Here is a 23,847-nt window from a genome sequence, read left to right on the forward strand (position 1 = left end):
AAGGACCACGCATGCGGAAACCCGTCCTGGCCGTGCTCGCCGCCGCGCTGGTGGCGTCACCGGTACCGGCGGTGGCTGCCACCGCGGATACGCTGAGCTGGGGGAAGTGCCCGGAGGACGTCGTCGCGACCGGCCTGCGGTGCGCCACGCTGGACGTGCCGCTGGACTACCGCGACCCCGAGGGCCCGGCGATCGAGGTCGCGATCTCACGGCTGCCGAGCGCGCATCCGGAGAAGCGCCGCGGTGTGCTGCTGACCAACACCGGCGGGCCGGGCGGGCCGGGACTGCGCTTCCCCGCCGACCTGCGCGATCTGGGGCTGCCGCAGTCCGTGCTGGACAGCTACGACGTGATCGGGATGGACCCGCGCGGAGTCGGCCACAGCACCCCGGTCACCTGTGATCTGACGCCCGGACAAGCCTTCACCGACATCCCGCTCTACGCGCGTGACTCCGCCGAGGTCGCGGCGACGGCCGGGACCGCCGCCGTCATCGCCCGGCAGTGCGGCTCGTCGGCCACCGCGCCGCTCCTGCCGCACATCACCACGGCGAACACCGCGCGGGACATGGACCGGGTCCGGGAGGCGCTGGGCGAACCGGAGATCTCCTACCTCGGCATCTCCTACGGCACCTACCTCGGCGCGGTGTACACGACGTTGTTCCCGGGGCACAGCGACCGGTTCCTGCTGGACAGCTCGGTCGGCCCGGGCGGTTTCGACATCACGGCCTCACGGATGCTGGGCCGGGGCGTGGAGGACCGGTTCCCGGACTTCGCGGAGTTCGCCGTCGCGCACCCCGAATACGAGCTGGGCCGCACGCCCGGCGAGGTGCGGGCCAAGTACTTCGACCTCGCCGCGCGGCTGGACACGACCCCGAGCCCGGAGGGCGTCGACGGCAAGCTGTTCCGCCACCTCACCTTCGCCCAGCTGTACTACGACAAGAACCTGCCGTCGATCGCCGCGCAGTGGCACGCCCTCAACACCGGCGCCCCGCTGCCCGCCGCCGGAACCGCTGCCGCCGCCGCGGCGCCCACGGACAACGCCGCCGCGAGCCAGCTGCACGTGGTCTGCAACGACTCCGACTGGCCGGAGGACGTCCGGACCTACCAGCGCAACGTCGCCGTCGACCGGATCCGCCACCCGATGTTCGGCGCGGCCGCGGCCAACGTCTGGCCGTGCGCGTTCTGGCCGTCGGAACCGGTCGAACCGCCGGTGGAGATCACCGGGCGGGGACCGTCGAACGTGCTCATGGTGCAGAACCTCCGCGATCCGGCGACCCCGCTGGCCGGCGCGCTCGCGCTGCGACACGCGTTCGGCGACCGGGCCAGGATGGTGACCGCGGACCAGGGCGGGCACCTGGCGTACCTGTTCCAGGACGACACCTGCCTCAACGACGCCGCGACGACCTTCCTGGCCACGGGGCAACGCCCGCGGCACGACACCGCCTGCTGAACCCGAGGAGAACCCGATGACGGACACGCTGCTCGTCGAGGACCTGATGCTGCTGTTGCTCGACGACGAGACGGGGACTCCGGCCGGGGCCGGCACCCTGCACTACACCCTGGGCGGCGCCGTGCTCGTCGACCTGGCCCTGCGCGGCAGGATCGGGACCGACGGCGACGACCGGAGGCTGAACGGACCGCGGGTGTTCGTGACCGGGGAGGGGCCGCTGCGGGATCCCCTGCTCCAGACCGTGTACGACCGGATCGCCGAGCGGCCCCAGCGCGTCCAGCCGCTCCTGCTCGCCATCGGTGGCGGATTGCGGGAACCGGTGATCGAACGGCTGCTGGAGCGGGGCCTCATCCGCCACGAGAAGCGGCGGGTGCTGGGGTTGTTCCGGATGAACGCCCTGCCCGCCGCGGACGGCCGCCGCGAAGCCGGACTGCGGGAACGGATCGGGGCGGCGCTGGAAGACGGCGAAGACCCCGACGCGCGCACCGCGGCGCTGATCGCGCTGCTGTCGGCGAGCGGTGCGCTGCCCGCTGTCCGGCCCGCCCTTCCCCGCTCCCGCACGGCGCTCGCCCGGGCGAAGGACTTCGAGAAGGGCAACTGGGGAGCCGAAGCCGTGAGCACCGCGGTCACCCGCACCGCCGCCGCGATCGCCGCCGCCGGCGCGGCCGCCGCGGCGGCGGTCACGGTCACCACGACCAGCTAGCGTTCACCGTTCTCCCCGGCGGCGTCGGCAGGGGGTGCCAAAAACGACCGCACCGTCGCGATCACCACCCCTGGCGCGTCGTCCGCGCTCAGCCGTCCCGCGCGGTGTTCCTCGGCGGCGCCATTGAGCACATAGTGGACGACGTTGACCAGCCAGCTCAGCGGCAGGTCGGTCCGGAACACTCCCTGCCGCTGCCCCCGCCGCACCAGGTCCTCGACCCGGGTGGCGGCGTCGCCGTGCAGTTCGCGGATGCGGGCGGCGGGCAGAAGCCCCTCGGCGGCCTGCAGCAGCTTCGCCGACTCCGCCACGAGTGACCAGCTGGGCGCGATGAGCCGGGCCAGCGCTGCCCGCGCGTCGCCGCCGAGGTCAACCGCCGACAGGACCTCTTCGCCCGCGGTGAGCGCGTCGGCCAGCGCGGCGTCGACCAGTGCCGCGCGGTTGGGGAAGTGCCCGTACAAGGTCATCCGCCCGACGCCGGCGGCCCGCACGATGTCGTCGATGCTCGCGTCCGGATCGCGGCCGAGCACCTCGCGGGCGGCGGACACTATGCGGGAGATGCTGCGTTCGGCGTCGGCGCGTCTGCGGGGCCGTGCGGAGGTGCTCACCCGCGAAGTCTAGCTCGTACGGGAATGTACGGGTTAGCCCGCCGGTTGTAAGTCGTACTCTTTCGTACGAGTTAACCGGAGCCGATCATGTCAGATTTCTCCGCACGAACCGGCGCGCACCCGTTGCGGTGACGCATCCTCGGGTTCCTCGGCGCCGCCCAGCTGATGCTGATCCTCGACGTCACCGTCGTGGCGATCGCGCTGCCGAACATCGGGACCGACCTCTCCCTCAGCCGCGCGGCGCTGACCTGGACGATCAGCGCCTACACCCTCACCTTCGGCGGCCTGATGCTGCTCGGCGGGCGCCTCGCCGACCTCGCCGGCGCCAAGCGCAACCGTGCGCTGGGCGTGTGGTCCGCGCTGGGCGGCGGGGTCGCGGCTCTCGGTGTGCTGCTGGGCGGGCTGCTCACCGCCGGGCCCGCGTGGCCCTGGGTGTTCCACGTCAACGTGCCCCTCGGGCTGGTGATCGTCGCGGCACTGGCCCGGATGCTGCCCCGCGCGACGGCCACGGCACCGCGGGCGCGGCTCGACGTGCCGGGCGCGGTACTGGTCACCGCCTCGTCCGTGGCACTGGTCTCCGCGTTGATCACGGTGGGCGACCAGGGCTGGCTGACCGCGACCACCGGATGGCTCGTGCTCGCGGCTGCCGCCGGCTACCTGCTGTTCGTGGTGTGGCAGCGCAGGACGCGCTCGCCGCTGATGAACGTGCGGCTGCTCGCCCGCCGTCCGGTGGCCACCGGCACGTTCCTCATCCTGGTGGCGACCGCGCTGACCATCGCCGTGTTCTTCCTCGGCACGTTCTACTTCCAGCACGAGCGGGGTTTCGGCGCGCTGCGGACCGGGTTGCTGTTCCTCCCGGTCGCGCTGGTGACGATGGCCGGGGCCGGCCTCACCGGCAGGCTCATCGGCCGGTGAGGCGCGCGCCGTCTCGCGGTGGCCGGGCTGCTGATCGCCGGGACCGGCCTGGCACTGCCCACGGCGGCGATGAACCCGGTCGTCGTCGCGGCGGGCATGGTCGTGGCGGGCGGCGGCACCGGGGTGCTGTTCGTCGTCGCGTCGGCGACCGCGCTGGGCCAGGTCGCCCCGCACGAAGCCGGGATCGCCTCGGGCATCGTCAGCACGTTCCACGAGTTCGGCGCCTCGCTCGGCGCCGCGGTCGTGTCCAGCGTCGCGGCGGCCAGCCTCGTCGGCGAAACACTCACCGGGTTCCGCGACGGCTTCCTCGTGTTCGCCGCGGCCGCCGCGGTGGCCGCGGCGGCCGGGGTGCTCTCGCCGGGCCGTCCCGCGCGGGCGGTCTGACCGGGCATCCGGCGCGGGTTGCCCGCTGATCACGGTCGCGCCCCAGCTCCCGCCGCGTGGCGCCGCACAGTGGGACAGTGTGGTGTGGACGTCTCCTTCCCGGTCGTCGTGCTCGCCTGCTCCGCGGGCGGGCTCGACGCCGTGAGCCGCGTGCTGGGCCCGCTGCCCGCCCGGTTCCCCGGCGCGGTGGTCGTGGTGCAGCACCTGGACCCGGTCGTGCCGAGCGCGCTGCCGGAGATCCTCGCCAGGCGGACGGCGCCGCGGCGGGCTCGTCGTGGTCGCCGACCCGTCCGGCGCCGCCCAGACCGCCATGCCCGCCGCCACGCTGGACCGCGACCACGTCACCGACCCTGTGGCGAGCGTCGACGACCTCGGCGCGATGCTGGTCACCCTCACCACCGTCGCGGGCTGACCGGCCCCGTGTGCTTTCGTGCACAGCGGAGATCGCCGGGCGCGGGCGAGCGGGCAGACTGTTCCCATGACCGATTCCGCGACGCAGCTCTTCATCGACGACCAGTGGACCGACGCCGCCGACGGGCGGACGATCCCCGTGCACAACCCGGCGACCGGAGAGGTGATCGGCACCGTCGCCCACGCCGGCATCCCCGACCTGGAGCGCGCGGTCGAGTCGGTGCGGCGTGGCTTCGAGACCTGGCGGAACTACACCCCGGCGAAGCGCAGCAGGATCATGCGCAAGGCCGCGGCCCTGATGCGCGAGCGCGCGGACGAGATCGCCCGCCTGATGACGCTGGAGCAGGGCAAGCCGCTGGCCGAGTCCAAGGGCGAGACGCTGGCGGCGGCCGACATCATCGAGTGGTTCGCCGAGGAGGGGTTCCGCGTGTACGGCCGTCTCGTGCCGCACCGCTCCAACCTCGCCGTGCGGCAGATGGTCCTCAAGGACCCGGTGGGCCCGGTCGCGGCCTTCACGCCGTGGAACTTCCCGATCAACCAGGTCGTGCGCAAGGTCGCGGCCGGGCTGGCGGCGGGCTGTTCGCTGATCGTCAAGGCCCCCGAGGAGACCCCGGCGAGCCCGGCCGAGCTGATCCGCGCCTTCGCCGACGCCGGGCTGCCCGCCGGTGTCCTCGCCCTCGTCTACGGCGATCCGGCCGAGATCTCCGGTCACCTCATCGCGCACCCGGCGATCCGCAAGATCACCTTCACCGGTTCCACGGCCGTCGGCAAGCAGCTTGCCGCGCTGGCCGGGGAGCACATGAAGCGGGTGTCGATGGAACTGGGCGGCCACGCGCCGGTGATCGTGTGCGAGGACGCCGACGTCGAGCTCGCCGTCAAGGCGATGGGCCCGGCCAAGTTCCGCAACGCGGGGCAGGTCTGCATCTCGCCGACGCGGTTCCTCGTGCACGACAGCGTGCGCGAGGACTTCGCCCGCGCGCTGGCGGACTACGCGGCCGGCCTCAAGGTCGGTGACGGGCTCGTCGAGGGCACGAACATGGGGCCGCTGGCCAACACCCGCCGGGTCACCGCGATGGAGGCGTTGCGGGACGACGCCGTGGAACGTGGCGCGACCGTGCTGTCGGGCGGCAAGCGCCTCGACGAGACCGGCAACTTCTGGGCGCCCACGATCCTGGACGACGTGCCGTCCGAGGCCCGGATCTTCAACGAGGAACCCTTCGGCCCGGTCGCCGCGATCCGCGGTTTCCAGCGGCTGGACGACGCGATCGCCGAGGCGAACCGGCTCTCCTACGGTCTCGCCGGGTACGCCTTCACGCGGTCACTGGCCACCGCGGACCAGCTGACCCGCGACGTCGAGGTCGGCATGCTGTGGATCAACACCCCGGCCGCCCCGACGGCCGAGCTGCCCTTCGGCGGGGTGAAGGACTCCGGTTACGGTTCGGAAGGCGGCCCGGAGGCGATGGAGGCCTACCTCAACACGCGGTCGGTCGCGATCCTGAACCAGTGACGGCCAGGGTGTGGCGGCGTCAACCGCGCCGCCACACCCTCTCGGCGAGGAGACAGCCGTGGCGTGGAGCACCCGTGAGATCGCCGCGCTGGCCGGCACGAGCCTGCGGGCGGTGCGGCACTACCACGAGGTGGGGCTGCTCCCCGAGCCCGAGCGGCGCGCCAACGGCTACAAGCAGTACGGCGTCGCCCACCTCGTGCGGCTGCTGCGGATCAGGCGGCTGACCGATCTGGGGTTCTCGCTGGCCCGGATCGCCGAGATGGGCGACGGCGACGGCCATCCGGAGGAGGCGTTGCGCGCCCTCGACGCCGAGCTGGCCGCCACGATCGAACGGCTCCAGCGGATGCGGGCCGAACTCGGGCTCATCCTGCGCCGCTCCGCACCGACCGATCTGCCGCCCGACCTCGCCCCGGCGACCGCGAACGCGGGCCTGTCCGAGGCCGACCGCGCCCTCGTCGTCGTCGCGACCCGCGTACTCGGTCCGGAGGGGCTGCGGGTCTACTCGGACATGCTGGGGAACCTGCCGGAGGACCCGGTGCACGCCGAGTTCGACCGCCTGCCCGCCGACGCCGGTGACGCGGTCCGGCAGGATCTGGCCGAGCGGATGGTCCCCTGCGTCCGCGACCTCTACGCCCGCAACCCGGGACTGCGCGACCTCGGCTCCGACGCCCCCGGTGGGGCGGGCTTCGCCGGGCGGACGGTCGGCCAGGCCATGCTCGACCTCTACCACCCCGCGCAGCTCGACGTCCTCCGTCGGCTGCACACCCTGCTCAACGGACCCTGAGCACTGTTTCGGCAGCGGCTTGCGTGGTGGTGCGGGTAGCTGAACCCGCGGCGGTGCCAGCGCACGGCCCACCACGAGCGGCTCCGCCGCTCGAGGAAATACGACCCAGCCTCACCGGTCTCGCGGCGCGACCACCCGCAACTGCAGCATCGCCGCGAAGCGGGCCTCCGGGTCGGTCAGGTCGAGTTCGGCGACCTCCGCCAGCCGCCGCAGCCGGTAGCGGAACGTGTTGGGGTGCACGTAGACCGCCGCCGAAGCCGCGGCGACGTCGCCGAACGCGTCGAGCCAGGCGCGCAGCGTCTCGACCAGGTCGGTGCTGTGCTGCTCGTCGTAGGCGAACAGCCGCGCGACCGGCCCGGTCGGCCGGTCACCCCGCGCCGCCACCAGATCGCGCAGCTCCAGCAGCAGCGCCTCCACCTGCACGTCGGCCAGGCGGGCGACCCGGCGGCCCGCGGCACCCGAGCGCAGCACCCGCAGCGCGCGGTCCGCGCTCGCCCGCGCGCCCGCCAGCGCCGGCACGTCCTCGGCGACCGGCCCGATGGCGACCACGGCGTGCACCCGCTCCCCCACCCGGTCCAGGAACTCGCGCGCGATCGCCACGGCCCACTGCTCGCCGTCGTCCTCGCCTTCCACCGGTACCAGGCCGTAGGCCACGTCCCCGACCAGAGCGGTCGCGGCACGCGGGTGCACCGCGGTCAGGTGCATCGCGAGCCCGTCGCTGACCCGCTGCCGCTCGGTCGCCACGCCCGCGTCGTCGCGCCCCTCGGCCGCGCGGTCGGGCAGCGCCAGCGCGAGCACGACCACCGGCCTGCCCACCAGTCCCAGCCGCGCCATCGCCTCCCGCGCCCCGGTGCCGCCTTCGAGCGCGGTGCCGAGCAGTTCGGCGCGCAGGCGCCGGGACACGTCGGTGCCTGCCCGCACCCGCAGCAGGTGCAGGGCGACCAGCCGGGCGGCTTCGCACAGCGCCTGCTCGCGCTCGGCGCTGAGCGGTTCCCGCACCGCGGCCCAGATGGAGCCGAGCACCTCGTCGCCCGCCCGCACCGCGACCGCGACCCTCGGCATGGTCAGGCCGTCGAAGTTCGCCAGCGCGTCGACGTGGACCGGCCGGTCGGTGCGGTACAGCTCGCGGAACACGCCGAGGTCGGTCAGCATCCGGGCGAACCGTTCCGGCACCTGCCGCCCGAGGATCGTCTCCACGCGCGACGGGTCGGCCTCGTCCTGGCGCCCGGAAAAGGCCAGGACGCGGGAGCGGGCATCCTCGATCGTGACCGGCGCGTCGATGAGCGCCGCGATCGCGTTGGCCACGGCGAACAGATCACCCGAGGGCACCCCGCCCAGCATCTCCGGCCCGGCCCTGCCGACGTCGCCCTCGGCGAGCAGCGAGCGCAACATCGCGGCCAGCTGTGCCCACGACGCGCCGCGCGTCAGGCTCAGCAGCACGACACCGGTCTCCTCGACCGCCGCGGTCACCTCGCCCGGCACGGACACCGGCGCGCGGACCACGAGCCCCGCCGCGTCCTGCCGTCCCAGCGCACGCAGCAGCCGCACGATCTCGTCCGGCTCCCGCAGCCCCACCCCGAGCACCAGCGCGTGCCGCGGCAGCACGGGCTCCTCGAACGGATCGTGGATCGCGACGCCCCCGAGGTCGCCGGCGCGGCGCGGATCGCCGTGGACGAGGTCGAGCAGGGTCCCGCCGAGATCGTCGAGGACACGGACCACACCGGTGCTCACCGCGGCGGCCACCTCCCACTGTCCGCTCAGGTCACCCACTCCGTCGCCGTGGTGACCTCGTCCAGCAGCTCCGGCGCCGGTGCCACCCCGATGCCCGGCCCGGCAGGCACCGTCAGGCACCCGTCCACCAGCACGAACGGCTCGGTGATGTCGGTGCGATAGTAGCGATCGGAGGCGGAGGTATCGCCGGGCAAGGCGAAGCCGGGCAACGCGGCGAGCGCGACGTTCGCGGCGCGGCCCAGACCGGACTCCAGCATCCCGCCGCACCACACCGGGACCCCGTGCGCGGCGCACACGTCGTGCACCCGGCGCGCTTCCAGGTAGCCGCCGACCCTGCCCGGTTTGATGTTGACGATCTGGCAGGCACCGAGGGTGATCGCGTCGGCCGCCGACTTCGCCGACACGATCGACTCGTCCAGGCAGATCGGCGTGGCCAGCTGTTTCGCCAGCTCCGCGTGCCCGAGCACGTCCTCCTCGTCGAGCGGCTGCTCGATCAGCAGCAGGCCGAACGGGTCGAGCCGCGCCAGGTGGCGCGCGTCGGCGAGGGTGTAGGCGGTGTTGGCGTCGACCTGCAGCAGCACGTCGTCCCCGAAGCGTTCCCGGACCGCGCGCACCGGTTCGACGTCCCAGCCCGGCTGGATCTTGAGCTTGATCCGCTGGTAGCCGCCGTCCAGGTAGGACCCGACGGCGTCGAGCAGCTCACCGGTGGAGCCCATGATCCCGACCGACACCCCGCACGGCACCCGGTCCCGCACCGCGCCCAGTTCCCGCGCCAGCGGGCGCCCTTCGGCGCGGAGTTCGGCGTCGAGCACCGCCATCTCCAGCGCGGCCTTGGCCATGCGGTGCCCCTTGAACGGCGCCAGCACGCGCCCCACGGCGTGGGCGTCGAGACGGCCGGCGGCCCGCAGCGCGGGCACGAAGTACCGGCGAAGCACGTCGGCCGCCCCGTCCACGTACTCCGGCGAGTACACCGGATCGGACAGGGTGCCGCATTCGCCCCAGCCCTCGCCCTCGTCGGTCTCGACCCGCACGAGCAGGATGTCGCGCGCGGTCTGGGTACCGAAGGAGGTCCGGAACGGCGACACCAGCGGCATCCCGATCCGGCGCAGCTCCACACCTGTCAGCTTCATCGGCCCTCCTCCACGGCACGGGTGACGACGTACCACCCGGACCTGTCGAACCCCTCGACGCGCGCGCCCTCGGCGAGCAGCGTCCCGAGCGTGTCCCGCACCGCGACGCGCCACTGCCCGGCCAGTCCTGGATCCGTTCGCCGCAGCGTCTCGATGTCCCGCGGCACCGCCACCAGCAGCGTCTCGCCGTCGAGGCTGCCGGGGCGGGGCGTCTCACCGTCCCGTCCGAGCGCGACGACCGCTCCCCGTACCGGTGCCCCGGCGCCGCGCGGTGTGCCATCGCAGGCGGCCGCGACCTCGGGCGAGGCGATCCGCCAGTGCACCAGGAGGCGGTCGGTGTCGTCGCCGCCGTTGATGTGGTCGCGCATGCCGCCGTAGAAGTTGGGCAGGTACTCCACGGCCACGGCGGCGAGCTTGCCGAGGTTGAAGTAGGCGTTGCGGCTCACCAGCGGGTCGAAGGTCCACTCGATCACCGAGATCCCGCGCGGCAGCGCCCACGCGCGCTGGTGCAGCTTGAGCGCGGGCCCGACGCGGCGGCCCGCCATGGCCGGGGACACGCCCGCGATGTGGCTGTGCATCACCCCGGGCGTGCCGAAGAACCCGACGCAGGCCCCGACCAGTTCGTCGCCGACGTACGCGCCGCCGACGTAGTTGCCCGCCTTGGTCATCGCCCGCATGAGTTCCGTCGTCACGGGCGGGTTGGCCGGGTCCGGGCGCCAGATGAGGTCGAACAGGCGGTAGACCGCGTCGAGCCCGGCCAGGTCGGTGACCTCGCGCACGCGCACCCCCGCCGCGACCGCCGCCTTCGCCGCGGCCTCGTCCGGTGCGGTCATGACGCACCGGTCAGCAGATCGGCGACCAGTGCCGACAGCAGCGCGGTCCGCCCTGGCAGCTCGTCGACGAGGACGTGCTCGGAGTCGGCGTGCGCACCGCCGCCGACGGCACCGAGACCGTCCAGCGTGGGAACCCCCGCCCCGGCGGTGAAGTTGCCGTCGGAGGCTCCGCCGACCGCGGCCCTGGTCAACGGCGGCAGGCCGAGCCGGGCCGCGATCGCTTGCGCGCGCCCGAACAACACCTGTGACGACGCCGCTTCCAGCGGTGGCCGGTTGGGACCGCCGAGCACCTCGACCGCCGCACCGTCCACAGCGGACCGGATCGCGTGCATCTCCTTGTCCACCCGCTCCTGCTCGGCGACCGTGCGCACCCGCACGTCCACGGCGAACTCCCCGGAAGCCGGGACGGTGTTCACCGAGGTCCCGGCGGACAGCAGCGTGGGGGTCACCGTCGTGCCGTACCCGGCGTCGGCGAAGCCCGCGACGGCCAGGATCCGGTGCGCCAGTTCGACGGTCGCGTTGACGCCACGTTCCGGTTCGAGGCCCGCGTGCGCCGCCCTGCCGTGCGCGCGGACCCGGTAGATCGAGGTGCCCTTGCGCTCGGTCTTGAGTGCGCCACCGTCGGCCGAGGCTTCCAGCACCAGCGCGGCGGCACACCCGGCGGCCTCGTCCTCGATGAGCGCCCGCGAGCTGGGCGAACCCAGCTCCTCGTCACCGGTGACCAGGATCGTGACGCCCGCCCGGTCGGTGAGCGCGGCCACGGCGTGCAGCGCCATCACCACCCCGGCCTTCATGTCGAAGCAACCGGGGCCGCGCAGCACGCCACCCTCCACTGTGTATGGATGCGTGTCCAGTGATCCCAGCGGCCACACGGTGTCGTGGTGCCCGAGCAGCAGTACCCGCGACGGGCCCGTCCCGAACCGCCAGCGCAGGTGCGTCCGTCCCTCCCGGACGATCCGCTCCGGTGCGGCCCCGAGCAGCCGCGCGCCGACCCGGGCGACGACGTCCGCGCTCGCCGCCACCGCCGCGAGGTCCGACGACGGTGACTCGCAGGTGACCAGCTTCTCGATGTCCCCGAGCAGTTCGGGCAGTGCGGCCACCTCACACCACCTTCGGCGTGGCACGGACACCGTGGTGCACGTACTGCTCGCCGGTGGGCAGCGTGTAGAACGTCACCGGCACCCAGTCCGCCACCTGCGGCACCCACACCACGAACAGGCCGTCGCCGACGCCCACCAGGTCGTACTCCTCCACCGGGTCCGGCACCAGCTCGGCCAGCGGGCCGGTCACCGTCGAGCGCAACCGCGGGCCGTCGTCCGAGGTGAACACCTCCATGCGGGTGCTCGCGCGCTCGTAGGTGCCCAGGTACGGCGTCACGTCCACGGACACCGGCGAGGCGGGCGGCGCGAGCGGGCGCGGCACGGCGACACCGGCCAGCTCGGCGAAGATCTCGCGGTAGAGATCCTCGTACAGTCCGCGGGTGTTGCCACCGTTGGTGAGCAGGGTGACCGCCAGGCCCTCCTCCGGCAGCAGACGCAGGAACGCGGCCTGTCCGATGGTGTTGCCGTCGTGCCCGAGCACGACGTGCCCGTCCCAGTCCAGCCGGAACCAGCCGAGGCCCCACGAATCGGCCAGCGTGTGCTTGTCCGGCAGGTCGACCTGCTTGTCCGCCATCGCCGCGGCCGAGGTCTCGCTCAGCACCCGCGTGCCGTCCGCCGCGAGACCGCCGGTGAGGTGCATCCGCGCGAACGCGAGCACGTCCGCGGCGGTCGCGGTGATCAGCCCGGCCGGGCCCGCCGAGCGCGGCAGCGTCCACACCGGAGCCTTCGCCGGCTCCGGCGAACCCACGTGTCCCATGGCCGCGCGGAACATCAGCGCCTCCTCGGGAAGCGTGACCGTGTGCGCCAGGCCGAGCGGGGTGAACAGGCGCTCCCGCAGCGCGGCGTCCCACGTGCCGCCGGTGAGCTTCTCGATCACCCGGCCTGCCAGCGAGAACCCGGAGTTGCAGTAGGACCAGGTCGCGCCGAGGGGGTGGTTCTGCGCGACCTCGTCCAGGCGCGCCACGTACTTCTCCAGGCAGTCGTCGCCGCGGCCGGTGTCGGTGAACACGTCGCCGTCGATGCCGCTGGTGTGCGTGAGCAGATGCCGCATCGTCAGCTGCTTCGTCACGTCCGGATCGGCCAACCGCAGCTCGGGCAGCACGTCGATGACCGGCGCGTCGAGGTCGAGCAGGCCCTCGTCGACGAGCTGCATCGCGACGGTCGCCGTCCACACCTTGGAGATCGAGCCGATCTGGAACAGCGAATCGGTGGTCGTCTCGACCCCGGTGTCCACGTTGAGCACCCCGTGCCGCGCTTCGACGATCTCCTCGTCCAGGCGCAGGATGCCCAGGCAGGCACCGGGAACGTGGTGCCGTTCGGCCAGTTCGGTGAGGCGGCGCTGCCAGTGCGCGGCGTCGAGCGGCGCACGGCGTCCCGGTGTGTACCGCTCGACCCAGTCCACCACCCGGCGGTTGTAGTCGAGGCGGTGCGAGGGCCTGCCGTTCACGACGAACGCGTGCGGCCCCTCCGGATAGAGCACGAGCCGGGTCGGCACGCCCCGCTCACGCAGCGCCGTGTGCCACTGCTGGGCCTGTCCCACCGGGCAGAGCAGATCGCTCCCGCCGTGCAGGACGAGCGTCGGGGTGCGGACCTGGTCGACCTTCGCCAGCGGCGACATCGCGGCGTAGGACTCGGGCTCGTCCCACGGCAGCGCGCCGAGTTCGTGCGCGGCGAGGAGGTGTCCTTCGTCGGAGGTGCCGGCCATGCTGGTGAGGTCGGTGACCACGCCTCCGGCGACCGCCGCGGCGAACCGGTTGTCGCGGCTGGTCAGGTAGCACGTCATGAAGCCGCCGTAGCTGTAGCCGGTGACGGCGAGCCGGGCCGGGTCCGCGAGTCCTTCGGCGACCAGTTCGTCCAGTGGTTCCAGGAAGTCCCTGGCGTCGGCGACACCCCAGCCGCCGCGGACCGCCGTGTAGAACTTCTCGCCGTAGCCGTCGCTGCCGCGCGGGTTGAGCAGCAGCACCGTCCAGCCGCGGGCGATGAGTTCCTGGTGGTAGAAGTGGATTTCGTCGGTGCCGCCCTGCCACGCGTTGTGCGGGCCGCCGTGCACGTCGAGCAGCAGCGGCCCCGGTCCGGTCGCGGCCGGGTCGCGCAGCAGCCAGCCGTGCACGACGGTGCCGTCGGAGATGGTGAACTCCCGTTCCCTGGGCGTGAACAGCTCGATCTCGTCGGTGCTGTGCCCGGTGAGGACGGTCTCGGTCCCCGAGACGAGGTCGAGGCGGACGATCTCGCCGTAGGACTCCGGGGTGGTCAGCACGACGGCGGCCGTGCTCCCGGCGACCGCCAGCCCGGCCACGGTCCGTCCGGCGCCCGCGAGCACCGGGCGCGGCGTGCCGCCGCCGACGGGCACCGAGTACAGGTGGGTGCAGCCGCGGTCGCGGACGCAGAACAGCACGTCCTCGCCCACGAGCCGGGGCCAGGCGCCAGGGTAGGCGGGGCCGCCGGGCATCACGTTGCGGTCCAGCGGGGCCGCGAGGTTCACCGTTTCGCCGCCGTCGAGCGGGATCCGGAACAACCCGGCGTGCTCTTCGGGACTGGCTGGGTGCCCGACGACGAGCAGCGCGGCGCCGTCGGCGGTCCACGTCACCGCCGCCGCGATCCCGTCGGCGAGACCGGCCACGCGCGGCTGCGAGTTCGGATCGGTCACGTCGAGGACGTGCACCGGGACCCGGATCGCCAGGTCCCGGTCGGCGCCGGTCGCGGCGGCGAAGGCGAGCTTCGCGCCGTCCGGCGACCACGCGGGCTGCCCGGCGTGCCAGTCGCCCGTGGTGACGCGGCGGACCTCGCCGGTGGCGACCTCCACGACGTGCAGGTGCGACCGCTTGCCGCGCACGACACCGGCGCCGTCGGCGTGGTAGTCGAGGCGGTCGGCCACGATCGGGGCGTGGTCGTCCTCGGGCGCGAGGTCGACCGTCGCCGCGAACGCGATCTTCGTGCCGTCCGGGCTCCACACCGGTTTGCCCGCGCCCAGCGGCAGCGACGTCAGGCACTCGGCCTCGCCGCCGTCCGAGGGCAGCAGCCACACATCCTGCTCGCGCAGGAACGCGATCCGGCTGCCGTCGGGCGAGAACGCCGGTGCGGTGTCGCAACGCCCGTGCGTCAACTGGCGCGCGCCCTGGGAGTCCGCGCGCCACAGCGTGTACACGTAGTCGTCGGCCGCGCTGTCGATGGCGCGCAGCACGTACACGACCGCGTCGCCCGAAGGCGACAACGCGGGCTGCTCGGGAATCGTCAGGGCGGTCAGGTCCGCGATGCGCTGACGTCGGGTCATCATCTACTCCTTCGTGCGCGAAGCCGCCGCGAGCAGCTCATGGGTGTAGGGGTCTCGGGGACCGGCGAGGATCTCGCCGGCGGGGCCGGATTCGACGATCCGGCCCCGGTACAGCACGGCGATGAAGTCGCTGACGTAGCGCACCACCGCGAGGTCGTGGGAAATGAACAACATCGACAGCCGCGTCCGGCGTTGCAGGTCACGCACCAGGTTGAGCACCGTGCCCTGCACCGACACGTCGAGCGCGGAGGTGATCTCGTCGGCGATGATCACCTCCGGCCGCGCGGCGAGCGCCCGCGCCAGCGCGACCCGCTGACGCTGCCCACCGGACAGCCTGCCGGGCAGCATTCCCGCGCGGTCGGCGGGAAGCCCGACCTGGGCCAGCAGCCGTTCCACCTCGGCGCGGCGGTCGCTGCCGCGCGGAAGGGCCTCGGCGATGGACGCGCCGACCGTCATCCGCGGGTCCAGCGCCGAGTACGGGTCCTGGAACACCATCTGCACCGGACCGGGCTGCCGGACCGGTGCTCCGTCGAGCAGGATCCGCCCGCCGCTGACCGGGGCCAGGCCGACGGCGGCGCGGGCCAGCGTCGACTTGCCGGAGCCCGATTCGCCGACCAGGCCGACGATCGCGCCGTCCGGCACCGTGAGATCCACCCCGTCCACGGCGGTCGTCCCCCGCCGCCGCGATCCGTAGTGGACGGACACGCCCTCGAAGCGCAGTTCGCTCATCGTGCCTCCCCCGCCCGGACCCGTTCGCCGTCGCGCACCGGTTCCGGATGCCAGCACGCGATCCGGTGCCCGTTGCCGGTCAGCGGCGGGTCCTCGCTCGCGCACCGCTCGTCCGCCAGCGGGCAGCGCGGCGCGAAGGCGCAGCCGGGCGGCAGGTCAGCCGGATCCGCGGGACGGCCGGGAATGACGGCCATCGGCTGGTCGCGGTCGGTCGTCATGTCCGGCACGGCCGCGAGCAGGGCGCGGGTGTACGGGTGGCGGGCCTCGTCGAGCGCGGTGGCCGGGAGATCCTCCACGATCCGGCCCGCGTACATCACCAGCACCCGGTCGCACATCCGCCCGACGACGCCGATGTCGTGGCTGATCAGCAGGATCGCGACGTCCTCGGCGGCCCGCACGTCCTCCAGCAGCCGCAGCACCCGGCTCTGCACGGTCACGTCGAGCGCCGTCGTCGGCTCGTCGGCCACGATCAGCGCGGGCGAGCCCATCAGGCCCATGCCGATCATCGCGCGTTGCCGCATCCCGCCGGAGAACTCGTGCGGGTACTGCCGCGCCCGCCGCGCGGCACCGGGCAGCCGTACCGCGTGCAGCCGGTCGATCGCCCGCGCGAATGCCGCTTTCCGGCCCAGTCCCTGGTGGTGACGCGCCACCTCGGCGAGTTGCGCGCCGACGCGCCGCACCGGGTTGAACGAGGTCATCGGATCCTGGAAGACCATCGCGAACGAGGTGCCCAGCAACCGCCGCCGCGCCCGCGCGTCCGCCCCGGGCAGGTCCTGCCCGAGGAACTCCAGACGCTTCGCGTGCACCCGCCCGGGTTCCTCGATCAGCTGCGCGATCGCGAGCGCGGTGAGGCTCTTGCCCGACCCCGACTCCCCCACCACCCCGACGGACTCCCCGCGTGCCATGGCGAAACTCACCCCGCGCACCGGGGTCACGCCGGGAAAGGCGACCCGCAGGCCCTCGACCACCAGAACCGGGTTCTCCGGCGCGGCAAGGGGGCCGGCCGCCGGTGGTTCCGGGGTGTCCGCGGTGTGCCTGGCGGGAGCGTCCTGCCCGATCGCGGTGGCGATCGCCTCACCGAAGAGGCTGAACCCGAGCCCGGCGACCACCACCGCGACCGCGGGCGCCAGCGCGGCCGCCGGGTGCAGGTAGAGCACGTCGAGCCCGTCGCGGAGCAGGCGGCCCCAGTCGTAGTCCGGGGACTGCACGCCAAGGCCCAGGAACGACAGCCCGGCGAAGGACAGCAGGGTGGTGCCGGTCGTGATGGTCGCGTTGACGATCAGCGGTTCGGCGATGTTGGGCAGGATGTGCCGTGCCAGCAGCCGGAACCGGCCCACGCCGACGATCCGCGCGGCGGCGACGTAGTCGAGCGCCGCGACCCGCGCCACCAGCGTCCGGGTGAGCCGGGCGAGCGCGGGCGCGATCGCCAGGCCGATCGCGAGCACGCTGCCCCGCGCGCCGACGCCGAAGATCACCGCGAAGAACAGCGCCAGCAGCAGCCCGGGGAAGGCCACCGCGAGGTCGACCACCGCGGACACGAACCGTCCGGCGCGTCTGCCGAGCAGGACCTCGGCGGTGCCCAGCAGCAGGCCCGCCACCACCCCGATCGCGGTCGCGGCCAGCGCCAGCTCGACCGAGAGCCGGGTCGCGACCAGCACCCGGAAGAACACGTCCCGGCCCAGGCTGTCGGTGCCCATCCAGTGCGCGGCCGACGGGCCCTGCAGGATCTGGGCCGTGTCGAGCGCGGCGGCCCGGTCTCCCCACAGCAGCGGCGCGGCCACGGCGAGCCCGAGGACGACGACCACGACGACCGCGGCACTCGCGCCCAGGGGACGGCGCAGCGCGGCACCCCATTTGCCCACGATTCAGCCCTCCCGGATCGTCGAGCGGGGGTCGAGCAGCGCGAGTGCGACGTCGACGAGGAGGTTCACCAGCAGCACACCGAGGCCGTAGACGAGCACGATGCCCTGCACCAGCGGGTAGTCCTTGGTGAGGATGGATTGCACGATGGTGCTGCCCAGTCCCGGCCAGGCGAACACGTTCTCCACCAGCACCGTGCCCGCGACCATCGCGCTGAGCAGCAGCCCGCCCAGCGTCAGTGCCGCCGTCAGCGCGTTGGGCAGCGCGTGCCGCAGGTACACCCAGCTCGCGGGCAGGCGTTTGGCCCGTGCGGTGCGGATGTAGTCGGCGCGCAGCACCGCGAGCATCTCCACCCGCGTGATGCGGGCCAGGATCGCGGCCGGGCCCGCCGCCAGCGCCAGCACCGGCAGCACGTAGGACTCCGGCCCGGAGCGGCCCGCCACCGGCAGCCACCCCAGGGTCACCCCGAACACGAACACCAGTCCCACCGCGACGAGGAACTCCGGGATCGCGGCCAGTACGGCCGTCGTGGAGGTGAAGGCGAGTTCGCCGCGGCGGCGCCGCCCGCCACGGGTCAGCACCGCCATGCCCGTGCCGAGCGGGACCGCGACCACGACCGCGAAGAGGAACGCGTAGCCCGCGATCTCCAGCGTCGCGGGCAGCCGGTCCCCGATCACCTGCGCCACCGGCAGTCCCGACCCCAGCGAGGTGCCGAGTTTGCCGGTGAACAGGTCGCCGAGGTAGTGCAGGTACTGCTGCCACAGCGGGTCGTCGAGCCCGAGTGCCGCGCGGCGGGCCGCGACGAGTTCGGCCGGGGCGGACGGGCCGAGCGCGGCCCGCACCGGATCGCCGGGGATCAGGTGGATCATGCCGAACGCGGCGGTGAGCAGGACCCAGACCGCCACCAGCAGCCGGCCGCAGCGCCGCACGGCGAAGCGGAGCCAGGCGTTGTCCAGTGCGGCCACGCGGCCGCCGACGGCGGTGCTCACCCCAGCATCCGGATCGAGGCCGGGTCGATGCTGCCCTGGCTGGTTTCGAGCGTGGCGCCCTGCACGAACGTCGGCCGCACCGCGTTGACGAACGGCACCACGTTCAGCTCCCGCACGAGCGCCTGCTCGGCCTCGGCCCACTTGCCGCATCCGTCGGCACCCGCGATCGTCGTGGCCTGCTGGACCGCCGCCTCGTAAGCGGGGTTGTCGACAGCGGCGAAGTTGTTGGCGCTGCCGGAGAAGAACGGCACGAGCTGCGAGGGCAGGAACACCCCCAACGGCACCAGTGCCGCGTCCCAGTTGCCCTCCATCAGGACCTGCGTGCTCTCGGTGTCGGTCATGCCCTTGAGGGCGACCTCGGCGCCGACCGCGGACCAGCGCTGCTGCACCAGCTCCGCGGCGGCCTGCATGGTCGAGCCCAGTGTCGACGGGTAGTAGAAGGTCAGCGCGAGCCGCTTGCCACCCTTGGTGCGCACGCCGTCCGCACCGGCCACCCAGCCCGCCGCGTCCAATCCGGACTTCGCGGCGTCCGCATCGGACGCGGGCAGCAGCCCGGCGATCGTGTCGGCGCCGCACGGGCCGAGGCCCGGTGCCAGCAGCCCGTTCGCCGGTTTGCCCGTCCCGCTGGTCAGCACCTGGCCGAGCTGGCCGAGGTCGAGCGCCTGGGTCAGCGCGCGCCGCACCGCGACGTCCGCGCCCGGCACGGCGGGACGCTGGTTGAACCACAGCTCGCCCAGTGGCGACTCGGTGTCGTGCTGGGTCAGTCCCATGCCCTTGAGGCGCTGCTGGTCGGGCCCCACCACGGCGGCCGCGTTGACCTCCTTGGACACCAGCAGGTTCGACGCCGTGAGCTCGTTGCCGACGACCCGGATCACGACGGTGTCGGGCAGCCCCCTGGTGTCGGTCTTCCAGTCGCCGGGACCCCACGCGTAGTCCTTGCGCCGGGTGAGCGTGTAGTGGTCGCCCGCGACCGCCTCGGTGAGGGTGAACATGCCGGTCCCGTCGGCGCCCTGCCTGAGGATCGAGCGGTCGGCCATCCCTCTGCCGCACACGATGAACAGGCCGCCGATGTTGCGGACGAGGAACGAGTCCGGGGTGGCGCTGGTGACGGTGACCGTGCCGGCCGCGTCGTCCGCGGTCGCCTTCGCGCCGGGCATGACGTAGAGCCCCAGCGAAGCCGCGGCGTTCGCCGGGTCGCTCACGAAGTTGATGTTGTCGGCGACCTGGGACGCGGTCAGCGGGGTGCCGTCCGAGCACGTGACACCCTTGCGCAAGGTGTACTTCGCGGTGGTGGTGTCGCCCTCCCACTTCTCCGCGAGCCCGGCGGTCAGCGCGCCACCGGAGTCGACGTTCACCAGTGTGTCGTAGAGGAACCGGTCGGCCTGGATGGTGACCGAGAGCGAGGTGAAGTGCGGGTCGAGGTTGCCCGGGTCACCGGCCGAGACCAGCGTGAACGTGCCACCGTCCACAGTGGTCGCGCCCGTGCCCCCGCCGCACGCGGCCAGAGCCATCGCCAGCACCGCCGCGGCGGCCGTCGTCAGAGCGGTCTTCATCGTGCCTCCTGGGCTAGCGGGAGCGGCGAGTGGCGCGCCCGGTGTGAAGGAACCTGGCGCGACCGTCGCCGTCGTCGCCGAGGAACACGTGCGGCAGGTGGACTCCGTGGGCCGGGGTGAGCGGGATGAGCACGTCGTCGTCGAGCCGGACCAGCTCGCCGCGCTCGGCGGAGCTCAGGTCGGCGAGCACGCCCTTGGGCCGCTGGTCCAGCCAGACCCGGCCGTCGTCGTCCTGCGTCACGGTCAGATCGGCGACTTCGCTGGAGTAGGTACCGAGGTAACGCGCGGCGTCGAAGGGCTCCGGGGCGGCGGGTGGCACCGGCAGCGGGGGCAGCTCGATCCCGGCGAGTTCCCGCAGCAGATGCCCGTAGACCTCGGTGTGCAGGCCGATCGGGTCACCACCGTTGGTGAGCAGCGCGATCGCGACGTCCCGGTCCGGCACGATCCGCAGGAACGCGGCCTGCCCGATGGTCCCGCCGTCGTGGCCGATGACCGTGCCGTCCGGCCAGTCGTAGAGCTCCCAGCCCAGTCCCCAGTGGGTGCCCATCAACCCGAGTGGCGGCAGGCCGACCTGCCGTTCCCGCATGGCCTTCACGCTCGCGGCGCTGAGCAGCGCCGTGCCGTCCGGGGCCGTCCCGCCGCTCTGGTGCAGGTTCGCGAAGGCCAGCAGGTCCCGCGGGCGCATCGCCAGCTGCGAACCGGCTGGCCCGTTCGACCTGGCCAGGCCCCACACCGGCGCGGGCCGCCCCTCCGGCAGGTGCCCGACCGCGGCGCGGTGCAGGATCGCCTCGTCCGCGCACGTGGCGAAGTGCGTCAGGCCGAGCGGCGTGGCCAGGTGGTCGTGCAGGCAGCGGTCGAAGGGCTTGTCCCGCAGCACCTCGACGATCCGGCCGAGCACGACGAAGCCCGCGTTGTTGTAGGAGAACATCTCACCGGGCGGGAACAGCTGGGCGGTGCCGGCCAGCGTCGGCACGTACTTCTCGACGCAGTCGTCACCGCGGCCGGTGTCGGTGAACAGGTCGCCCTCGAAGCCCGCGGTGTGGCACATCAGCTGACGTACCGTGATCGCTTCGGAGTCGCGCGCCACCCGGAAGTCCGGCAGATACCGCCGCACCGGCGCGTCGGGGTCGAGCGCCCCTTCGTCGGCGAGCTGCATCGCGAGCGTCGTGGTCCAGACCTTGGTGATGGACCCGATCTGGAACACCGAATCCGTCGTGGCCTCGACGCCGGTCGCCCTGCTGAGCACCCCGGCGGCCGCGTCGGCCACCTCGCCCGCGACGGAGACCGCGATCGCCGCGCCGGGCACGTCGTACCGTTCGACCAGACGGGGGAACTCGTCGTCGAGCCAGCCGCCGATCTCGTCCAGGTTCGCCATCGGGCCAACGTAGCCCCGCGCACGGCGGAAAAGTTCGTCCGTTCCGACGAACGCGGCCGGGTGAATTGGTGGCCGGGGACGAAGCTGTGCTCTGCGGATTTGGGCACTGCGGGCGTTGTTGCGCGCGCGTTGCGCGCTGCGCGGGCTGTGCGCTGCGCGCGGCTGCAGGCACCGGCTTCGCAAGCTACGCCCCGGCGCCTGGGCGCTGGCGCGCCCGGCGGTGTGGCCCTCCCGAACCCGATCTTTCAGTGTCTTTGGCGGGGGATCGGGTGCGGGACAGGTCTGGTTCGGGAGGAGGGTTGCGTCCCGTTGCCGGGCGCCGGTTCGCGAGCGTGACGTGCACGTCCCGGAACGGCCAACACGGCGCCCCGAACGGCCAACACGGCGCCCGGAGCGGCCAACACGGCGCCGACGCGCCGTGTTTGCCGTTCCGGCTGGCGTGTTTGCCGTTCCGGGCAGCGTGTTTGCTCCTCCGGGACGCCGCCCACGCACCGAACCGCCGCCCGGCAACGCAAACCAGCCACCAGGCCGCCCAGCCCTCCCCCGCACCCCGATCGACAGCCCAGTTCTGCGGCCGACCGGGGGCTGTCAAGGTACTCTTTCCCGCCTTGACAGCCCCCGCTCGGCCGCAGAAATAATCAAAAATCGGGGCGGCCACAATCGGGGCGTAGCGAAGCGAAGCCGGTGCTTTCAGCCGCGCGCAGCGCAAAAACCCGCGTAGCGGCAACCCCAAACCTCAGATGCGCGCCGCCACAACGGATCGCGTCAGGGCGGCCGCCGATTCGCGCACAGCGGCTGCCCGCGCCTCTCCTTCACCGTCGCGGAAGTCCTCGCTCCGGCCACCCAGCGACAGCGTCGCCACCAAGGTTCCGCCCGCGCCCAGCACCGGGGCGGCCACGGCGGAGACACCGTTCAGATAATCGTCGTGACTGAACGACACCCCGTCGGCGCGGACGCGGTCCAGGTGGGCGGCGAACTCGGCCGGATCGACGTGCGTGCCCGCGGTGAAGGCGGGCAGCGGCCCAGCCAGCACCCGTTCGCGCAGGTCCGCGTCGAACGCCGCCATCACGACCGGCGCGGCCGCCGCGTGGTAGGGCAGCACCGAACCGATCCCGATCGCGGCCAGCACGAGCGGTTTGCCGCCCTCGACGCGGTCGATGCACACCGCCCCGGCCTCGGAGGGCACCATCAGGAACGCCGTGTCGCCGAAGCGGTGCGCGAGCGCCTCCAGTGCCGGACGGGCCGCGCCGCGCAGATCGAACTCGGCGAGCGCGGCCGCGCCGATGGTGAACAACGGCAGCTGGATCCGGTACGCCCCACCGGAATCGCGGTGCACCCAGCCCGCCTCCACCAGCGAGGTCATCAGCCGGTGGACCGTGGGTTTGTTGAGACCGCTCGCGGCCGTCAGCTCGGCCAGCGTGATCACCGGGCGTTCCGGGCTGAACTGGCCGAGCAGCTGGCAGGCACGCAGCACCGCGGTGACGGTCTCCCGGGTCCCGTCGTGGTTTTCTCCAGGCACCGTGCCGGCCACTGTCACCTCATCCCTCGCGCGCCTGGTCCGCCCCAGGTTAGCCATCGTCCGTCCCGGACGTCTTGACACGTCCCGCCTCCCTCGCGCACAGTTTTCGTAACGCGTATCGCATCACGATACACAGAGAGGTGAGTTGTGGATCTGCGCGAGATGATCTCCGACCGGCTGGTCTACGCCCCGGGCGTCTGGGACGGGCTGACCGCCCGCCTGGCCGAACAGGCCGGGTTCCCGGCACTGTGCGCGTCGGGCTTCGCGATCTCCGCCGCACTCGGCTACCCCGACGCGGAGCTGTACACGATGTCGGAGAACCTGCAGGCCGTCCGCACGATCCGGGAAGCCAGCGCGCTGCCCGTGATCGCCGACATCGACACCGGCTACGGCAACGCCGTCAACGCCGCCCGCACCGCCCGCCGCTTCGCCGACGCCGGGGTCGCCGCGGTGTTCCTGGAGGACCAGCGCTCGCCCAAGCGCTGCCCGCTCATCCCCGGCGCCGAGGTCGAGCTCACCACCCTCGCCGAGGCCGAGGGCAAGGTGCGCGCGGTCAAGGACGCGGCGGGCGACATGCTCGTCATCGCCCGCACCGACGCGAAGGGCGACGAGGCACTGCGCCGCGCCGAGTCCTACGTCGCCGCCGGTGCCGACCTGATCATGCCGGTCACCAAGACCTTCAGCAGTGTCGGGGAATGGGCGCGCTGCCACGAGGTCACCGGCGTCCCGCTGATGGCCACGCTCACCGCGTCCGCCTGGACCGAACGCGAGTTCACGCCCGAGGTGATGGAGCAGATCGGCGTGCGGATCGCGCTGCTGCCGACCCAGGTGCTGATGGCCGTCACCGGCGCGGCCCAGCGAGCCCTGCGGCGCCTCGCGTCCGGCGAACCACCCGCCGTCGTCAGCGAGGACGGCCTGGCGCACCACGACTTCGTCGCCCTCATCGGGATGGACGAGATCGAGCGCCAGCAGCACAAGTACCTGCCGGCGGAGGTCTGAC

The 23,847-nt window shown here is 73.2% G+C and carries 19 protein-coding genes and 2 pseudogenes; 9 read left to right on the top strand and 12 right to left on the bottom strand.

The annotated features are described in order from the left end of the window. Nucleotides 1–11 precede the first annotated feature (11 nt). On the top strand, nt 12–1,448 hold the full coding sequence (locus HNR02_RS31925; RefSeq protein WP_179777332.1) for an alpha/beta hydrolase: 1,437 nt from the start codon (nt 12–14) through the stop codon (nt 1,446–1,448). A 16-nt stretch (nt 1,449–1,464) separates the two neighbouring features. Then, a complete protein-coding gene (locus HNR02_RS31930; RefSeq protein ID WP_179777333.1) occupies nt 1,465–2,151 on the top strand; it encodes a GOLPH3/VPS74 family protein in 687 nt (228 codons plus the stop codon). Here HNR02_RS31930 and HNR02_RS31935 read toward each other — a convergent pair. Then, nucleotides 2,148–2,756 (bottom strand): TetR/AcrR family transcriptional regulator, encoded by a 609-nt coding sequence (locus tag HNR02_RS31935; protein WP_179777334.1) that lies wholly within the window; start codon nt 2,754–2,756, stop codon nt 2,148–2,150. The genes HNR02_RS31930 and HNR02_RS31935 overlap by 4 nt on opposite strands. Before the next feature lie 165 nt (nt 2,757–2,921). On the opposite strand from HNR02_RS31935, the gene HNR02_RS35890 reads away from it, so the two are divergent. The 6 genes and pseudogenes from HNR02_RS35890 (at nt 2,922) to HNR02_RS31960 (ending at nt 6,757) form a co-directional block, all read left to right on the top strand. Continuing rightward, the gene (locus tag HNR02_RS35890) at nt 2,922–3,671 is read left to right on the top strand and encodes an MFS transporter (RefSeq protein WP_246339332.1); all 750 of its coding nucleotides are present in this window, start codon (nt 2,922–2,924) and stop codon (nt 3,669–3,671) included. 18 nt (nt 3,672–3,689) lie between these two features. Beyond that, entirely contained in the window at nt 3,690–4,055 is a 366-nt protein-coding gene (locus HNR02_RS35895) for a hypothetical protein (RefSeq protein ID WP_246339333.1), read from the top strand. Between the two features lie 108 nt (nt 4,056–4,163). Then, nucleotides 4,164–4,301: pseudogene (locus tag HNR02_RS36910) on the top strand (chemotaxis protein CheB); the annotation flags it as partial. 28 nt (nt 4,302–4,329) lie between these two features. Continuing rightward, the gene (locus tag HNR02_RS31950; protein ID WP_179777335.1) at nt 4,330–4,467 is read left to right on the top strand and encodes a hypothetical protein; all 138 of its coding nucleotides are present in this window, start codon (nt 4,330–4,332) and stop codon (nt 4,465–4,467) included. Between the two features lie 66 nt (nt 4,468–4,533). Continuing rightward, nucleotides 4,534–5,973, top strand: a complete 1,440-nt coding sequence (locus HNR02_RS31955; RefSeq protein ID WP_179777336.1) for an NAD-dependent succinate-semialdehyde dehydrogenase — start codon at nt 4,534–4,536, stop codon at nt 5,971–5,973. Between the two features lie 58 nt (nt 5,974–6,031). Further along, nucleotides 6,032–6,757, top strand: a complete 726-nt coding sequence (locus HNR02_RS31960; RefSeq protein WP_179777337.1) for a helix-turn-helix domain-containing protein — start codon at nt 6,032–6,034, stop codon at nt 6,755–6,757. A 111-nt stretch (nt 6,758–6,868) separates the two neighbouring features. Here the strand turns inward: HNR02_RS31960 and HNR02_RS31965 are convergent, their stop codons facing one another. The 11 genes and pseudogenes from HNR02_RS31965 to HNR02_RS32015 all read right to left on the bottom strand — a co-directional run bounded on the left by HNR02_RS31965 (nt 6,869) and on the right by HNR02_RS32015 (nt 22,847). After that, nucleotides 6,869–8,488, bottom strand: a complete 1,620-nt coding sequence (locus HNR02_RS31965; RefSeq protein ID WP_179777969.1) for a PucR family transcriptional regulator — start codon at nt 8,486–8,488, stop codon at nt 6,869–6,871. A gap of 26 nt (nt 8,489–8,514) precedes the next feature. Then, entirely contained in the window at nt 8,515–9,618 is a 1,104-nt protein-coding gene (gene menC / locus HNR02_RS31970; RefSeq protein WP_179777338.1) for an o-succinylbenzoate synthase, read from the bottom strand. After that, complete coding sequence (locus HNR02_RS31975; RefSeq protein ID WP_179777339.1) at nt 9,615–10,451, bottom strand: GNAT family N-acetyltransferase; 837 nt, start codon at nt 10,449–10,451, stop codon at nt 9,615–9,617. Before HNR02_RS31975 ends, menC begins: the two co-directional genes overlap by 4 nt. After that, nucleotides 10,448–11,542 (bottom strand): M20 family metallopeptidase, encoded by a 1,095-nt coding sequence (locus tag HNR02_RS31980; protein WP_179777970.1) that lies wholly within the window; start codon nt 11,540–11,542, stop codon nt 10,448–10,450. The genes HNR02_RS31975 and HNR02_RS31980 overlap by 4 nt, the downstream gene beginning before the upstream one ends. Before the next feature lie 10 nt (nt 11,543–11,552). Then, the gene (locus HNR02_RS31985) at nt 11,553–14,822 is read right to left on the bottom strand and encodes a serine hydrolase (protein WP_179777340.1); all 3,270 of its coding nucleotides are present in this window, start codon (nt 14,820–14,822) and stop codon (nt 11,553–11,555) included. A gap of 21 nt (nt 14,823–14,843) precedes the next feature. Beyond that, a pseudogene (locus HNR02_RS31990) lies at nt 14,844–15,551 on the bottom strand (ABC transporter ATP-binding protein); the annotation flags it as partial. Beyond that, nucleotides 15,548–17,413: a dipeptide/oligopeptide/nickel ABC transporter permease/ATP-binding protein gene (locus tag HNR02_RS31995; protein WP_312861244.1), complete on the bottom strand. Its 1,866-nt coding sequence runs from the start codon at nt 17,411–17,413 to the stop codon at nt 15,548–15,550. The pseudogene HNR02_RS31990 and the gene HNR02_RS31995, both read right to left, overlap by 4 nt. A 3-nt stretch (nt 17,414–17,416) precedes the next feature. Next, a complete protein-coding gene (locus HNR02_RS32000) occupies nt 17,417–18,400 on the bottom strand; it encodes an ABC transporter permease (RefSeq protein ID WP_179777342.1) in 984 nt (327 codons plus the stop codon). Then, the gene (locus tag HNR02_RS32005; protein WP_179777343.1) at nt 18,397–19,953 is read right to left on the bottom strand and encodes an ABC transporter substrate-binding protein; all 1,557 of its coding nucleotides are present in this window, start codon (nt 19,951–19,953) and stop codon (nt 18,397–18,399) included. The genes HNR02_RS32000 and HNR02_RS32005 overlap by 4 nt, the downstream gene beginning before the upstream one ends. 13 nt (nt 19,954–19,966) lie before the next feature. Then, complete coding sequence (locus HNR02_RS32010) at nt 19,967–21,328, bottom strand: serine hydrolase domain-containing protein (protein ID WP_179777344.1); 1,362 nt, start codon at nt 21,326–21,328, stop codon at nt 19,967–19,969. 736 nt (nt 21,329–22,064) lie between these two features. Continuing rightward, nucleotides 22,065–22,847 carry an IclR family transcriptional regulator gene (locus HNR02_RS32015; protein WP_312861245.1) on the bottom strand — a complete coding sequence of 261 codons (783 nt, stop codon included), beginning with the start codon at nt 22,845–22,847 and terminating at the stop codon, nt 22,065–22,067. A gap of 147 nt (nt 22,848–22,994) precedes the next feature. Here HNR02_RS32015 and HNR02_RS32020 point away from each other — a divergent pair, with 147 nt between their 5' ends. Further along, nucleotides 22,995–23,846, top strand: coding sequence for an isocitrate lyase/PEP mutase family protein (locus tag HNR02_RS32020; RefSeq protein ID WP_312861246.1), 852 nt, complete (start codon nt 22,995–22,997; stop codon nt 23,844–23,846). Nucleotide 23,847: the final 1 nt, after the last annotated feature.

This window comes from Amycolatopsis endophytica (genome assembly GCF_013410405.1).
In the GTDB taxonomy this organism is placed as follows: domain Bacteria; phylum Actinomycetota; class Actinomycetes; order Mycobacteriales; family Pseudonocardiaceae; genus Amycolatopsis_E; species Amycolatopsis_E endophytica.

What these genes read in the sequence shown, in the direction of transcription:
- HNR02_RS31925 (WP_179777332.1), top strand. Translation starts at nt 12, where the DNA reads ATGCGGAAACCCGTCCTGGCCGTGCTCGCCGCCGCGCTGGTGGCGTCA.
- HNR02_RS31930 (WP_179777333.1), top strand. Translation starts at nt 1,465, where the DNA reads ATGACGGACACGCTGCTCGTCGAGGACCTGATGCTGCTGTTGCTCGAC.
- HNR02_RS35890 (WP_246339332.1), top strand. Translation starts at nt 2,922, where the DNA reads ATGCTGATCCTCGACGTCACCGTCGTGGCGATCGCGCTGCCGAACATC.
- HNR02_RS31985 (WP_179777340.1), bottom strand. Translation starts at nt 14,822, where the DNA reads ATGACCCGACGTCAGCGCATCGCGGACCTGACCGCCCTGACGATTCCC.
- HNR02_RS31975 (WP_179777339.1), bottom strand. Translation starts at nt 10,451, where the DNA reads ATGACCGCACCGGACGAGGCCGCGGCGAAGGCGGCGGTCGCGGCGGGG.
- HNR02_RS32005 (WP_179777343.1), bottom strand. Translation starts at nt 19,953, where the DNA reads ATGAAGACCGCTCTGACGACGGCCGCCGCGGCGGTGCTGGCGATGGCT.
- HNR02_RS32010 (WP_179777344.1), bottom strand. Translation starts at nt 21,328, where the DNA reads ATGGCGAACCTGGACGAGATCGGCGGCTGGCTCGACGACGAGTTCCCC.
- menC (WP_179777338.1), bottom strand. Translation starts at nt 9,618, where the DNA reads ATGAAGCTGACAGGTGTGGAGCTGCGCCGGATCGGGATGCCGCTGGTG.
- HNR02_RS31955 (WP_179777336.1), top strand. Translation starts at nt 4,534, where the DNA reads ATGACCGATTCCGCGACGCAGCTCTTCATCGACGACCAGTGGACCGAC.